The 14,270-nt window shown below is 68.4% G+C and carries 15 protein-coding genes; 7 read left to right on the forward strand and 8 right to left on the reverse strand.

Annotation, left to right across the window (positions count from 1 at the left end; genetic code table 11):
- Nucleotides 1-20 precede the first annotated feature (20 nt).
- Both BLQ73_RS22190 and BLQ73_RS22195 read right to left on the reverse strand, forming a co-directional pair.
- Nucleotides 21-1,046, reverse strand: coding sequence for a MaoC family dehydratase (locus tag BLQ73_RS22190; RefSeq protein WP_093172944.1), 1,026 nt, complete (start codon nt 1,044-1,046; stop codon nt 21-23).
- Nucleotides 1,043-1,912 (reverse strand): HpcH/HpaI aldolase/citrate lyase family protein, encoded by an 870-nt coding sequence (locus BLQ73_RS22195; protein ID WP_245691272.1) that lies wholly within the window; start codon nt 1,910-1,912, stop codon nt 1,043-1,045. The genes BLQ73_RS22190 and BLQ73_RS22195 overlap by 4 nt, the downstream gene beginning before the upstream one ends.
- Before the next feature lie 153 nt (nt 1,913-2,065).
- Here BLQ73_RS22195 and BLQ73_RS22200 point away from each other — a divergent pair, with 153 nt between their 5' ends.
- The 5 genes from BLQ73_RS22200 (at nt 2,066) to BLQ73_RS22220 (ending at nt 7,920) form a co-directional block, all read left to right on the forward strand.
- A complete protein-coding gene (locus tag BLQ73_RS22200; protein WP_245691274.1) occupies nt 2,066-3,421 on the forward strand; it encodes an MmgE/PrpD family protein in 1,356 nt (451 codons plus the stop codon).
- Between the two features lie 3 nt (nt 3,422-3,424).
- The gene (locus tag BLQ73_RS22205) at nt 3,425-4,603 is read left to right on the forward strand and encodes a CaiB/BaiF CoA transferase family protein (RefSeq protein ID WP_093172947.1); all 1,179 of its coding nucleotides are present in this window, start codon (nt 3,425-3,427) and stop codon (nt 4,601-4,603) included.
- A 25-nt stretch (nt 4,604-4,628) separates the two neighbouring features.
- Entirely contained in the window at nt 4,629-5,786 is a 1,158-nt protein-coding gene (locus BLQ73_RS22210; protein WP_093172949.1) for an acyl-CoA dehydrogenase family protein, read from the forward strand.
- 7 nt (nt 5,787-5,793) lie between these two features.
- Nucleotides 5,794-6,540 (forward strand): GntR family transcriptional regulator, encoded by a 747-nt coding sequence (locus BLQ73_RS22215; RefSeq protein WP_093172951.1) that lies wholly within the window; start codon nt 5,794-5,796, stop codon nt 6,538-6,540.
- Nucleotides 6,541-6,621: 81 nt separating this feature from the next.
- Nucleotides 6,622-7,920: an Nramp family divalent metal transporter gene (locus BLQ73_RS22220; RefSeq protein ID WP_093172953.1), complete on the forward strand. Its 1,299-nt coding sequence runs from the start codon at nt 6,622-6,624 to the stop codon at nt 7,918-7,920.
- Nucleotides 7,921-7,991: 71 nt separating this feature from the next.
- Here BLQ73_RS22220 and BLQ73_RS22225 read toward each other — a convergent pair whose 3' ends face one another.
- The 6 genes from BLQ73_RS22225 to BLQ73_RS33530 all read right to left on the reverse strand — a co-directional run bounded on the left by BLQ73_RS22225 (nt 7,992) and on the right by BLQ73_RS33530 (nt 13,196).
- A complete protein-coding gene (locus BLQ73_RS22225; protein ID WP_093172955.1) occupies nt 7,992-9,200 on the reverse strand; it encodes an acetyl-CoA C-acetyltransferase in 1,209 nt (402 codons plus the stop codon).
- 106 nt (nt 9,201-9,306) lie between these two features.
- The gene (locus BLQ73_RS22230) at nt 9,307-9,648 is read right to left on the reverse strand and encodes a VOC family protein (RefSeq protein ID WP_093172957.1); all 342 of its coding nucleotides are present in this window, start codon (nt 9,646-9,648) and stop codon (nt 9,307-9,309) included.
- Between the two features lie 164 nt (nt 9,649-9,812).
- Nucleotides 9,813-10,430: a carboxymuconolactone decarboxylase family protein gene (locus BLQ73_RS22235; RefSeq protein WP_093172959.1), complete on the reverse strand. Its 618-nt coding sequence runs from the start codon at nt 10,428-10,430 to the stop codon at nt 9,813-9,815.
- The gene (locus BLQ73_RS22240; RefSeq protein ID WP_093172961.1) at nt 10,427-11,350 is read right to left on the reverse strand and encodes an amidohydrolase family protein; all 924 of its coding nucleotides are present in this window, start codon (nt 11,348-11,350) and stop codon (nt 10,427-10,429) included. The genes BLQ73_RS22235 and BLQ73_RS22240 overlap by 4 nt, the downstream gene beginning before the upstream one ends.
- 3 nt (nt 11,351-11,353) lie before the next feature.
- Entirely contained in the window at nt 11,354-12,553 is a 1,200-nt protein-coding gene (locus BLQ73_RS22245) for a CaiB/BaiF CoA transferase family protein (protein ID WP_176955599.1), read from the reverse strand.
- A gap of 286 nt (nt 12,554-12,839) precedes the next feature.
- On the reverse strand, nt 12,840-13,196 hold the full coding sequence (locus BLQ73_RS33530) for a muconolactone Delta-isomerase family protein (protein WP_218125962.1): 357 nt from the start codon (nt 13,194-13,196) through the stop codon (nt 12,840-12,842).
- A 617-nt stretch (nt 13,197-13,813) separates the two neighbouring features.
- On the opposite strand from BLQ73_RS33530, the gene BLQ73_RS22255 reads away from it, so the two are divergent.
- The gene (locus tag BLQ73_RS22255; RefSeq protein WP_093172967.1) at nt 13,814-14,020 is read left to right on the forward strand and encodes a hypothetical protein; all 207 of its coding nucleotides are present in this window, start codon (nt 13,814-13,816) and stop codon (nt 14,018-14,020) included.
- A 79-nt stretch (nt 14,021-14,099) separates the two neighbouring features.
- Nucleotides 14,100-14,270: a hypothetical protein gene (locus tag BLQ73_RS32640; RefSeq protein ID WP_176955600.1), complete on the forward strand. Its 171-nt coding sequence runs from the start codon at nt 14,100-14,102 to the stop codon at nt 14,268-14,270.

The following is a 14,270-nucleotide window of genomic DNA, read 5'->3' on the forward strand; positions in this document are numbered from 1 at the left end:
ATGCATAACATTCAGCTCATTCACGCAAAAACCCCGACAAAACGCCAGTCGAGGACGTCTCGCGCCGAGCTCTCACCCACGGCAACGGCCTGGACTCTGCTGCGCAAGTGCGCCAGCCCCCCGCCGCCGGGCAATTCCTCAAGCCGCTGCACCTGCAGCGTGCTGTACAGCGTGTCGCCTTCGTGGACCGGGCCGGTGTGTTGGCATTCCTGCCAGCCTGCCACCGTCACCAGGTTGGGCAGTGCCCGGGTGGCCTGAGCCAGCGCGAGCCCGATGGTGTGGCCTCCATAGACGAGTCGGCCGGTCGGCCCGGCCGCCGCCGCGTCGTGGTGGACGGCCGCGATGTTCAGGGTCAGCCGTGCCAGTTCGGGTGCGCTGGAGACCACGTCACCGCCGGTGATCCGCCACTCCTGGCCTACGTGCAGGTCGCGGAAGTGCGGGCCGGGCGCGGCCTGGCGGAAGCGATCGAGATCGAAGCCCGCGACCGCCGCCGCGTATGCCGCGTCGGTGGCGTCGGCGCCGACCGTGTCGAGGTCATCGGTGCGGGCCGCGGCGGCCTGCGCCGTACGGGCCGGCAGCATCGCGCAGCGCACGAAGTCGAGCACGGCCCGGCCGTGCTGGTCGACGCAGTGCATCCGCAGCGCGGCCATGCCGCTGGGGGCGCGGCCGGGTTTGGGCCGGTTTCCCCGCAAGCCCACCACTTCGGTGACCGTACGCAAGGTGTCACCGATGGCCGGAGCCCGGTGCAGGACCAGGCCGCGGTAGAACAGGTTGGCGACCACCTGCCGGGTCACCACGGTGGACTGGCCGATCGCGGTGTTCCAGACCAACGCGGGTGAGGCCAGGGACGGCTGCCCGCAGACCTCAGCGGCGAGCGTGTCGTCCAGAGGCAGCCGCAGCCGCTCACCCAGAATCGCCTGATGGGCGGCGGCCAGGCCGCTGGTCAACGTCATGGCGGGCGCCGTACTGAACACGTCGCCGACGGACAGGTCATCGAAGAACGGACCGTCCACCACCGTCGGGGCCTGTGGGGTCTGTGCGGTCATGATGCGGCTCCAGCCTGTGCGAGCACCCGGCGGGCGGCGACGGCGACGGCCTCGTCGACCATGCGGCCGTCGAGGCTGACCGCGCCCTTCCCTGCGAGTTCAGCCTGTTCCAGCGCGTGCAGGATGCGGCCGGCCTCCTCGATCTCGTCGGCGGTAGGCGCGAACGCGGCGTTGACGGTGGCGATCTGCCGGGGGTGGATCACCCATTTCCCATCGAAACCCAGCTCGCGGGACTCTGCGACCACCGCGCGGAAGTCATCGTCGTCGGCCACGCCCAGGAACGGGCCGTCGATGGCCGCGAGCCCGTGGGTGCGGGCCGCGACCAGCAGCACATCGCGGGCATATCCCCACGCCTGCGCGCGGCGGCCCAGTGATGCGGCCAGGTCGGCGTAGCCCAGGATCAGCGCCCGCAGTCGCCGGCTGCTCCCGGCGATGTGGCTTACCCGCTCCAGTCCGGCCGCGGACTCGATCAGCGCCTGCACCCCCAGGGGTTCCCGGCGGTCGGCCGCGGCTTCCATCCCGTCCAGCAGGCGGTCGAGGAACGCGAGGTCACCCGCGTCTTCGACTTTGGGCACCACCACGGTGGACAGCACCGCGCCCGCGGCCACGCACATCTCCAGGTCGCGGTGGCACCACGGGCTGCGCGGCGGGTTGATCCGTACGGTGACCGCACCGCCTGTCCAGGTCGCCAGTGTGCGAGCGACAAGATCGCGGGCGCGGTCTTTGTCGGCGGCGGGCACCGCGTCCTCCAGGTCGATGACCACTTCGTCGGCACCCGCGTCAGCGGCCCGAGCCAGCTTGCGGATCTCGCCGCCTGGCACCGCCAGGCACGATCGTCGCCGGGTCGCGATGTTCTCAGGCTCCACGCCATACCTCCGACAGATTTGTACGGCCAAAGACCATGCCATGTTACATATGGGCTTCTTGGTGTCAATCACCCCTCTCGGCAACGTGAGTCGATGGCTGTTGACATGCGACATTTACCCAAACACAATGGCCGTACAAATGAGGAGGTTGTGGTGACAGATGGAGCAGGTGGCCTTCCGAAGGTGGTGTTCACCGGCGACGAGGCCGCGTCGAGCACTGGTGAAGCGGTTCAGATGCGGGATTCGTCCATCGGCGGGCTGCTCGCGGAGCCGGCGGGCATGACCGCCGCCACCGAAGGCACCGCCAACCGGCTCGCCGCCTGGGCGTTCAGACTCACCCCCAGCCCCGACGATCTCGCGCTGGCCGGACGAGCACTGGCCGACACCCTCGCGGTCACCCTCGCCGCCCGCACCGACCCCATCCGCGCCGTTCTCGCCGGCGAACCCGAGGCTCTGCAGTGGGCGGCGCTCGGACACGTCCTCGACTTCGACGACCTGCACATGCCCTCCACCACCCACATCAGCGTGGTCTGCGTGCCCACGGTGCTGGCCTGCGGCGGTGACGCCCGCGCCTACCTCGCCGGCGCCGGAGTGATGGCCAGGCTCGGCACCGCCCTGGGCTGGCCGCACTACACCGCGGGCTGGCACGCCACCTGCACCGCCGGCGCACAGGCGGCGGCGGTCGCGGCCGGCGTCGCGCTGCGCCTGTCCGAAACGGAGCTGGCCACGGCGATCGCGCTGGCATTGCCCGCGGCCGGGGGCGTGCAGCGCGCGTTCGGCGCCCACGCGAAGTCGCTACAGGTTGGTTTCGCCGCCCATGCCGGCATCCGTGCCGCGCGGCTCGCCGCCGCCGGCGCCACCGCGGACCCCCTCGCCGTCGACCAGTGGCTGCGTTTGGTCGGCGGCGATCCGGAGCGGCTCGACACCGGCGGCCCGGCCGTACCGGACGGTTTGGCCATCAAGATCTTCCCGTGCTGCTACGCGATGCAGCGCCCCATCGCCGCGATACAGGACCTCGTCGGCGACGGGCTGGCGGTGGAGCGGATCACCCGCATCCGGGTGTCCACCCCGAAGGCGACCATCGCCCCCCTTATCCACGACCGGCCGACCACCGGGCTGCAGGCGAAGTTCAGCCTGCCGTACGCGATCGCCGCGGCTCTGCTCGACGGGCATCCCGGTTTCGCGAGCTTCACCGACGCCGCGGTGCAGCGCCCGGCCGCACGCCGCCTGGTCGACATGGTCGAGGTCTCCGCCCTGCCCGGCGGCGACGGACTGCTCGCCGGTGAGGTGCACATCGAGGTCGACCTCGACGACGGCACCAGCCGTACGGTGACCCTGGACCAGCCGCCCGGCGCGCCGGCCCGGCCCCCCACGGCGGAGCAATTGGCCGCGAAGCTCGCCGACTGCGCGCCGGACGCACACCACCAGCTGACCGACCTGACCTGGGAGGCGGCGCGGGAGCTGCTGCGTACCGCGGTGCCCACCCACGCCTCGAACAGGATGGATTGACCCATGCGCCCCCTCGACGGGATCACCGTAGTCAGCCTCGAACAGGCTGTGGCCGCCCCCTTCGCCACCCGTCAGCTTGCCGACCTCGGCGCCCGCGTCATCAAGATCGAACGCCCGGGTAGCGGCGACTTCGCCCGCGCCTACGACAAGACCGTGCACGGCCAGGGCAGCTACTTCGTTTGGCTCAACCGCACCAAGGAGTCGGTCACCCTCGACCTGAAGACCGAAGCCGGCCAGCGCATCCTGCACGAGCTGCTCGCCGACGCGGACGTGTTCGTCCAGAACCTCGCCCCCGGCGCGACCCGCCGCCAGGGACTCGACGCCGAAACGCTGGCCGCCCGCTACCCCCAGCTGATCGTCTGCGACATCACGGGGTTCGGCTCCACCGGGCCATGGGCTGACCGCAAGGCATATGACCTGCTGGTGCAGTTTGAGACCGGATTGGTGTCGATCACCGGAACCCCGGACGAGGTGGCGAAAGTCGGCATCTCAGTGGCTGACATCTCCGCCGGGATGAACACCTACAGCGGCATCCTCACCGCCCTCTACACCCGTGCCACCACCGGCAAGGCACCCGCCATCGAAGTGTCGCTGTTCGAGTCCCTCGCCGAGTGGATGGGGCAGCCCGCGTACTACACCCAGTACGGCGGCAGCCAGCCGCTGCGCGCCGGCGCCGCACACGCCACCATCGCCCCTTACGGCCCTTACCCGATCGGCGACGGCGGCACCGTTCTGCTGTCCATCCAGCATGACCGTGAATGGCGGGCGTTCTGCGGCACCGTCCTTGGCGACCCCGAACTGGCCGACGACGACCGCTTCGCCAACAACGCCGTCCGGGTCATCAACCGGGACGCCCTCGACAAGGTCATCGTCGCGCGGCTGGCGGAGCTGGACACCGCCACCACACGCGCGTTGCTGGACTCCGCCGGCATCGCCAACGCGAAACTCAACACCGTCGCTGAGTTCCTCGCCCACCCGGTGCTGGCCGGCCGCGACCGCTGGCGCACCATCGCCCAGCCCCGCGGCGACATCCAGGCGCTGCTGCCGCCCGCCACTCTGGCTGGCGTCGACATCGCGATGGGGCCGGTTCCCGATCTCGGCGAGCACACCGACGCGGTGCTGGCCGGACTCGGATACGACGACCAGAACATCGCGGCCCTGCGCGCCGACGGTGTCATCTGAGCTGAATTTCAAAGGAGAACCGAGCGTGACCAACCTCAGCGAAGACGAGCAGGCCATTGTCGAAGTCGTGCGCGACTTTGTCGACCGCGACGTCAAGCCTGTTGTGCAGGACCTCGAACACGCCAATACGTATCCCGAGAAGCTCATTGAGCAGATGAAACAGCTCGGTATCTACGGCCTGGCCGTACCGCAGGAGTACGGCGGCTCGCCGGTCTCGATCCCGTGCTACGCCACGATCACCGCCGAACTTTCCCGCGGATGGATGAGCCTGGCGGGAGCGATGGGCGGCCACACGGTGGTGGCGAAGCTGCTGACGGCCTTCGGCACCGATGCTCAAAAGGAGCGCTACCTGCCGGGCATGGCGACCGGGGAGATCCGCGCCACCATGGCGTTGACCGAACCCGGTGGCGGCTCCGACCTTCAGGCCATGACCACGACCGCGCTGCGCGACGGCGACGGTTACCGCATCAACGGCACCAAGACGTGGATCAGCAATGCGCGCCGGTCGCAGCTCATCGCTCTGATGTGCAAGACCGATCCGGCCGCCAAACCGGCGCACCGCGGCGTGAGCATTCTGCTCGTCGAACACGGCCCCGGCCTGACCGTCTCACGTGACCTGCCCAAACTCGGTTACAAGGGTGTCGAGAGCTGCGAGTTGGCCTTCGACGACTACCGCGCCGGCGGTGATGCGGTGCTCGGCGCCACGGAAGGGCAGGGGTTCGCCCAGATGATGACCGGCCTGGAAACGGGCCGGATCCAGGTGGCCTCTCGCGCCATCGGCGTCGCTCAGGCCGCTTTCGACGACGCACTGCAATACGCCCAGGAACGCGAATCCTTCGGGCAGCCCATTTGGAAGCACCAGTCGATCGGCAATTACCTCGCCGACATGGCCACCAAACTCACCGCCGCCCGACAGCTCGTCCTCCTGGCCGCCGACCGCGCCGAAGCGGGGCTGCGCTGCGACATGGAAGCGGGAATGGCCAAACTGTTCGCCTCCGAGACCGCGATGCAGATCGCTCTTGACGCGATCCGCATCCACGGCGGCTATGGCTACTCCACCGAATTCGACGTCGAACGCTACTTCCGCGACGCCCCCCTCATGATCGTCGGGGAGGGGACCAACGAAATCCTACGCAACGTCATCGTTCGCCAGCTCATCAGCCGCGGCGGGATTGATGCATGATCTGACGATGACCAGAAGCCGCGACAGCGAAGCAGCCTACCTGACGGTCGCCCGCGAACTGCGTGCCGCGATATTGCGCGACGACTACGCCGACGGCACTCGCCTGCCCACCGAAGCGGAACTCGCCGAGCAATACCAAGTCAGCCGGCAGACCGTCCGCCGTGCCTTCCAAGACCTCGTCGCCGAAGGCATGGTCACCCGCGTGCCCGGCCGCGGCACCTTCGCCGCGGCCCGCGACGGCCAGTACCTCCGCCAGTTCGGCTCCATCGAAGACCTGATGGGGCTGTCGCTGGACACCACGCTGGAACTGATCAGACCACTGCAGCGCAAGATCGACCTTGACGCCGCCAGCCGTCTGCGCCTCAGCTCCGACCTCGTCTACACCGCGGTCTTCCGCCGTGTCCACGAGGCCACGCCGTTCTGCCTGACCACCGTCCACCTGCCACCCGCCATCGGCAAAACGTTGGAGGACGTCGCCGAGCTCACCGAGCCGGGCACCACCAGCACCGCCACCGTAATCGGACTGCTCGACACCCGGCTCGACAGTCCGGTCGCCGAGGCCGAGCAGAGCATCACCGCGACGACCGCGTCCCCCGCCATCGCCACCCACCTCGCCTGCTCGCCGGATGAGGCCGTGCTGCGCATCGACCGGCTCTACTACTCGACCACCGCACAACCCGTCGAACTCGCCACCAGCTACTTCCTACCCGAGCACTACTCCTACCGAGTACGGCTGCGCCGCAGCGTGCGCTGACCGGCGACGCCGGCGCCTGCCGTACCCGGTCATGCCGCAGCCGGTCGGGTTCCCCCGCCGGTCGGCTGAAAGGAACGTGGCATGTCGACCACGCACGAGGACGGCGGTGCCGTCATCGACTCCACCCGTCCTGATGTGGACGAGGCCTCGGCCCTGCGGGCGCTGCGCGCACGTGGACGGCTGCGCGGGGGCGTAGCGCTGCTCGGACCGGCGTTCGTCGCCGCCGTCGCCTACATCGACCCCGGGAACTTCGCGACCAACTTCACCGCCGGCGCGAGCTACGGCTATCTGCTGCTCTGGGTCATCGTCGTTGCGAACCTCATGGCGATGCTTGTGCAGTACCTCTCCGCCAAGGTCGGCGTCGCCACCGGCCGCGACCTGCCGGAGCTGTGCCGCGAGCACCTGCCGAAGCCGGTCTCCCGCGGCTTATGGGTCCAGGCCGAGATCGTCGCCATGGCCACCGACCTCGCTGAGATCGTCGGCGCGGCGGTCGGGCTCAACCTGTTGTTCAATGTGCCGTTGTTCCCCGCTGGCGTCATCGCGGTCGTCGTCGCGTTCGCGATCCTCGCCCTGGAGCAGCGCGGGTACCGCCGGTTCGAGCTGGCGATCGCCGGGCTGCTCGGCATCGTGTTCCTCGGCTTCCTCTACAACCTCGTCGCCGTCGGCGCCGACCCGGCGGGCGTCGCGGCAGGGTTGGTGCCCAGAATCGAGGGCAGCGACAGCCTGCTGCTCATCGCCGGCATCATCGGCGCCACGGTCATGCCCCACGTGGTCTACCTGCACTCGGCGCTCACCAAAAGGCGTGTCGCCTGCAGGGACGACGCCGAACGCCGTGAGGTGCTCCGGTTTCAGCGCTGGGACGTGGTGATCGGGCTCGGCGCGGCCGGAGTGATCAACCTGTCGATGCTCGTCATCGCAGCATCGCTGTTCAACCGTACGGGCCGGTCCGACGTCGACTCGATCGAATCCGCGCACGCCGGCCTGGGTGAGCTCGTCGGCGGCGGGGCGGCGCTGGCGTTCGCGGTGGCGCTGCTCGCGTCGGGCCTGTCATCGTCGAGCGTCGGCACCTACGCCGGCCAGGTCGTCATGCAGGGCTTCATCCGCCGCCAGATCCCGCTGTTCGTACGGCGCGGCCTGACGATGCTGCCCGCGCTGGTCGTGCTCGGGCTGGGCCTGCCCGTGACCGACAGTCTCGTCATCTCGCAGGTGGTGCTGTCGTTCGGCATCCCGTTCGCGCTCGTTCCGCTGATCATGCTGACGCGGCGGGCCGACATCATGGGCTCGTTCGTGAACCGCCCGATGACCACGGTCGTGGCCTCCGTGATCGCCGCACTGATCATCGCCCTCAACGTCTTCCTGGTCTACACCACAGTCGTGTAGCCCACCGGACGTGCGTCGGCCCGCCCACGGGGTGGGCGGGCCGAACGCCGAACGCGGGCCGACGCGGTCCCTCAGACAGCTTCGACGACCAGCGCGATTCCCTGGCCGCCGCCGATGCAGACCGTCGCCAGGCCATAGCGGCCGTCGCGGCGGCGGAGCTCCCGGGCGAGGGTCCCCAGCATGCGGACGCCCGTGGCGCCGACGGGGTGGCCCAGTGAGATTCCCGAGCCGTGGACGTTCGTCCGCTGGAGATCGCTCTGGCCGAAGTTCCACTCGCGGTAGATGGCGAGCACCTGGGCGGCGAACGCCTCATTCAGCTCGATCACATCCATGTCAGCGAGTTCGAGGTCAAGCCTCCTGAGCACCGCTGCGGTCGAAGGCACCGGTCCCAGGCCCATCAAGGCCGGTTCGACACCGGCGACGGCCCAGCCCTTCAGCCTCACCATGGGCTCGACGCCCAGCTCTTCCGCTCGCTGCCTCGTCGTCACCAGGCACATCGAGGCCGCGTCGTTCTGACCGCTCGCGTTGCCCGCGGTGACGGTCGCCTCCGCGTCATCCTGCGTCCTGATCGGGCGAAGGCGGGCGAGCGACTCGATCGACGTGTCGGACCTCGGGCGTTCGTCCCGGTCGACCGTGACGACGCCGGAACGGTTCTTCAGCTGAACAGGGATGATCTCGTCGTCGAAGATCCCGGACGTCTGCGCCGCGACGGCTCGGCGATGCGACTCGACCGCCAGCTCATCCTGCTCGCGCCGGGAGATGCCGTAGCGGCGGCGAAGGTTCTCCGCCGTCTCGATCATGCCGCCTTCGACCGGATGGCTCGTGCCCCCCGCCGTCGTCCGGCCCCGGACGAGCGCGTCGTGGACCCGGATCCCGCGGCGGGCGCCTCCCCACCGCATGTCCGTGGAATGGAAGACGACGTTGCTCATGCTCTCGACACCGCCCGCCACGATCACATCGTGGGCGCCTGTCGCCACCTGCATCACCGCGTTCACGACGGCCTGCAGGCCCGACCCGCACCGTCGATCGAGCTGCTGGCCAGGCACGGTGACGGGCAGGCCCGCATCCAGCGCCACCACCCGGCCGAGCGCGGGGGCCTCGGTGCTCGGATAGCAATGCCCCAGGATCACGTCATCGACCTGCGCCCCGGACACACCGGTCCGTTCGAGCAATCCGCGCAGCACATCGACTCCGAGCTGCACCGCGGTCCGGTCTCGCAGTGATCCGCCGTATTCGCCGATCGGACTGCGCACCGGTGCGCAGATCACAACGTCACGCATGGTTGGCCACACCTTTCCTCAGCCCGCGACCACCGCGGGTCCATGGTCGATACGAAGCCGAGCGCGAGTGCGCGGACCTTCGTCGCCGGGGCCGACGTCCGGCTCGCTACCGATTCGCCGGCAACGGCCTGTAGAGCACGACTCGATTGCCCGACGGGTCCGTGACGATCAACCGTTCTTCATGCCCGCCCGTGGACACGCGGTCCGAGCCGTCGTCACTCGTCCAGTCGCGGAAGTCCGCACCTTCCGCCAGCTTCACGGCGAGTTGCTGTGAAGGTACGTCGGGGTCGTCCGCGACCAGGGCGATGGACAGGTCGGGGGAGCGGAACTGAGCCCAGGTCCCGCCGTCGTTGACGTCGGCCGGCCGGCCCAGCAGCCGCTCCCAGAACGCGACGGTCTCGTTCCAGGACGTCGTGGGGATGAGGAGGGAGATCCTGGGAAATGTCACCACTTGCTCCAGAGTTCGTGCGGTCGTCGGGGTACGGCTGCGTGGCGCAAGCCGTACGACAGGTCTCGATCGCCGGAGCCCCGACCAGTCGGGGCGCCGGTCACGCGGTCACGCGGTCGCGCGGTCGCGCGGTCACACAGTCACACAGTCACACAGTCACGCGGTCACACAGTCACGGCGCGGCTTTGCGCATCCGCGATGACGTCACGTGCCAGCCCTGCGGCCCATGCCGGCGTCGACTCCTCAAGCCGAACCCCGGCGCTGTTGAGAATGCCCGCCGTCATGCGGTAGAAGCCCACCAGCGCGATGAGTTCGAGGACCTGTGCACGGTCGAACTCCTGCAAGAGCCGCGCGAACGTGTGATCGGCGACCGTGTCCTTCTCGTAGAGCTGGTCGACCATTTCCACGAGCAGCGCGGCCTTCGGATCATCGATCTCCGAGCCGTTCACGGCACGGCCGATGTTCTCGACGACGGCGGCATCCATCCCGGCACCGGTCGCAATGACGGCGTGCTTGGCGAACTCGTAGACCGACGACGTCCGCACCGCGATGCGAAGGACGGTCGTCTCCCGATCCTCCACCGTCAACGTCGAGCGCTGCCTGAAGGCACCCCCGAGCACGTTGTGCCGCTTCATGAGCGCCGGATGGTGGGCCAGTGTCAGGAAAAGGTTGTTGGGTCGCGCTCCCGGCGCGGTCGTCTTCGCGAGGTCCTCGCGGAGGGCACCCGCGTCGTCCTCGCTGATCGGCGCGATGCGCGGCTCATGGGAAGTCGAGTAGGTCATGAAGAGCGCCCTTCCTTTTCCCGGCTCATATCCGAGCCGAGTTCCCAGCCCAGCCATGCGCGAAGGCCGGCACCCATGACCTGCCGCCGGTCATGGACGCTGAGCCCCAGATGCTCGGTGAACATCGTGACCGCCTCGCGATAGCCGCCTCGCAGCCTGGAGACATCCGATCCCCAGAAAACTCTCTCGGCGCCGAACGCGCCCAGTACGGCAAGGACCTCCGCGTGCAGGTCCCGATACGGATATGGATCCGTCGAGTAGCACGGCGCCGCGGAAGCCTTCACCGCCACATTCGGCAGGTCGCTCAGGCGGAGAAGGCAGTCGATCTCCGCCTGGCGCTGCTCGCGAGTTCCACCCCCGCTCAAACCGAGATGATCGATCGCGATTCTCACATCGGGATACTGCGAGGCGACGTCACGAAGGTGCTCGACCTGGCCCGGTGCGTAGACCATCACCGGCATTCCCAGGCCGCTCGCACTGTGCCACAGCTTCTCCGCCGTCCCGTCTGTCAAAGCGTCGCGAGTCTCGCGGTGAAAAAGCACCCGCACACCGGCGACCTCGGCGACCGACGCGAGCCGGGTGAGCTCCGCATCGATCGCGGGCGCGGCCGGATCGATGCGCGCCATGACGCGATAGCGTGACGGCGCCGCTGCGGCGGCGCTGATCACATAGGAGTTGTCGTATCCCTGGAACCAGGGCGGGACCAATACCGCGGCGCTCACACCCGCGGCGTCCATGAGGTCCCCGAGTTCGGCGGCTTGAAGTGGCCGCGACGGCTCATCGGGCCCCGAGAGCCAGCCGCGATGCGTGGACGACGCCCACGCGGCCCCTCCCGGAGGCCATGGCCGATCGGCGGACTCCGGTTCCCAGATATGGACCTGGGAGTCGACGACCTCTATATCGCTGGACGGCGGCACCACGCTTCACCGCCCGCCCACGACACCCGCGGATTGCAGCGCGGTTATCCGGTCGGCCTCCATGCCCAGCACGCGGGTGAGGATTTCGCGGGTGTCCTCGCCGAGAGACCGGATGCGCGGAGTCTCCTGCCGTTCGACACCGGCGAGTTTGATGGGATTGCCGATCTGGCGGAACGCGCCGACATGCGTGTCCTCGACGGTGACGAGCATGTCGCGGCTCTGCGCCTCGGGGGAGTTGAACACGTCACCCGCGTGATTCACCGGAGCGCAGGGCACATTGGCCTGCGCGAGCAAGGCGACGGCTTCGTGCTTGGAACGGGTCTTGGCCCATGCGTGAATGGCGGGTTCGATGACCTCGTCGTGCAATTTGGACCGGTCGGTTCCGCTCTGGAGGTCGGCCCGGTCGGCGAGATCGGCTCGCCCGATGACCGAGCACACGCCGCGCCACTGGGCGGGCGTCATCACCGCGATCGCGAAATGCCCGTCGGCGGCGGGGTAGAAGCCCCAGGGCGACTGCAATGAATACTTGCGGCCGGGCGGCTCGACCTGCTCGGTGAGGGAGTATCGGAGCATCGCCTGGTCGTTCATGAACAGGCTGCTGTCATGCATGGCGATGTCGACACGCAGTGGGTGGTCAGCGGATTGGTCGCGTTGACGCAGGGCGAGCAACGTCCCCGTGAACGCGAGCACCCCGGACAAGATGTCGGCCATCGCGAAACCCAGCCACACCGGTTGGTCATCGCCGTCAGCCGCGAGATAGGTGATGCCGGCCATCGCCTCGGCGATGATCGCATACACCGGGAGCTCGGATCCCACCGACTTCATCAGGTCGCCGTGCCCGAATCCGCTCACCGTGGAATAGACCAGGCGGGGGTTCCGCTCGCGCAGGCGTGCGGCCGAGAAGCCAAGCGATTCGAACGTTCCAGCCTTGAAGTTCTCGACCAGGACGTCGCTCTGGTCGATGAGCGACCACAGGACCTCGCGGCCTTCTTCCGTCTTCAGGTCGATGACCACGCTGTGCTTGCCTCGTGACCAGCGCAGGAAGTTGAAGTTCGTCTCGCCCTTCTCACCGCGGATAGGCGTTCCGAATTTGCGATAGGGCTCACCACCGGGCGGCTCAACCTTGATCACGGTTGCACCGAAGTCGGCCATCAGCATGGTCGAGACCGCTCCGCTGACAACCTGAGTCAGGTCGAGCACGGTCACGCCTTCCAAGGGCAGGGTCACGCTCTCTCCTTTCTACATTCTATAAACTATTCGAGCGTAGTCGGGCTTGGCAAGCCTGCTGCTGGAGGGGGCCGCTATCGGCGCGGTGCCGGTGAAGGCGGAGTGAGTGAGGGGGAGTCGCTCGGCTGTCGCACCCAGGTCAGGGCCTCGGGCGGTGCGGATGTGGATCGCCGCGACGCCGCTTTCGCGGGCCGGCCCGGGGGTGTCGTCGGCACTGCGACAGCCGTGTCACGACGTTGACGGGGTTGGTTCGGGTCTGGCGGTGTTACGGAGTGGCGCGGCCGTCGACCGTCGGATGGGTCGCGAGCGCCTCGACGTCGATGGTCATGTAGGTCCACAGGGGAAGCGACATCAGCGCGTGGTGGAGGTCGGTCGTCGAAGGAGCGGACCAGATGCCCACATTCGCCATCTGGCCGGGGAGGCGCCAGAGGCGGTCGATCACGCCGAGTTCGCTCAGCTCATCCACGCGGGCGCGCTGCTGTGCGTAGTTGCGCGTCCGCTCTTCCGCCGGCATGTCCGGGGGAAGAGCGACGCGCAGGCGAACGAGATACTCCTGTCTCGGCTGCTCACGTGCTGCCTGATCTGCCTGGCCTGCCTGGTCTGCCTGGTCGAATGTCGTCACAGTGTCGTGCCTTTCAAGTGCGGGTTCGAGTGGGAGGTTGCTCCGTCGGGGGCCAGGGGGTCGCACTTCGGTGGTCGGCGTTGTCGTGGACGGCCCGTCGGGTCCACCGGGTCCAACCGGCCCGTCGGGGCCATCAGGGCCGTCGGGTTCGTCGCCTGTGCTTCCCCGCTCTCGGCCACCGCATGCGGCGATCAGGGCCGCGGCAACCCGAGGAGTGTGCATGGTAACGCGAGGGGCATCGCTCCCCGACCGGCGCCCCGGTGTGATGTGCCGCCGCGCTCCCGCATGAGCGTCTGTGACATGCACCTGGAATTCCAACTTTGCGCGCCCGCCCATGCGCGCTTTTGTGAGCCATCCATACGGCACAGCCGAAAACCAGCCACCTCAGCCGCATTCCGGAAACCGCCGGATCAAATGCTCGGCCGGTTCGGTTGATTCGTCGTTGTTCGCGTAGTTCGGGGCCAGTCGACCGGCGCAGAAAGGTAACTAAGGGTAGCGTCACGATTGCAGAACGGCAGCGCTTTACTGGCGCTAAGACCTTTCGTAAAACACATTGTTACTGCCACACTACCCTGGGTAGCAATCGGGAACTGTTCGTTACTGATCAAGGAGGTTGCATGCGTCACCCCCTTCGCCTGCTGGTCGCCGCCGCGTTCACCGTGGGCGGCCTGCTGGCCGCCACGTCCACCGCCCACGCGGTGATCGACCCCCTCACCACGGTGACGTGCCTGACGGAGAGCGCCAACGCCGTCACCGGGCTCACGAGCAGCCTGGGAGTCCCCGCCGAGGTGCCGGGGCTCAACTGCCTCCAGCAGAAGCCCTGAACGGGCCGCGTGTGTCACGGCGGCGCGACGGATGGCGTCGCGTCGTCGACCAGTCATTCACCGTTAGGAAGGAGATCCCTTGACTCCCCGTATCCTCATGGCCGGAGTGGCACTGGCGTTGGCCGCGGTGGTCATGCCGTCCGGCGACGACGTCGACGACATCGTCTACCAGGCGGGCAGCAGCGACCCGGCGACGGTCAACGTGCAAGCGATCGTTGACCGGCTCAACCTGTACCTCCTCACGTCCTAG

This window comes from Sinosporangium album (genome assembly GCF_900100605.1).
Lineage (GTDB): Bacteria > Actinomycetota > Actinomycetes > Streptosporangiales > Streptosporangiaceae > Sinosporangium > Sinosporangium album.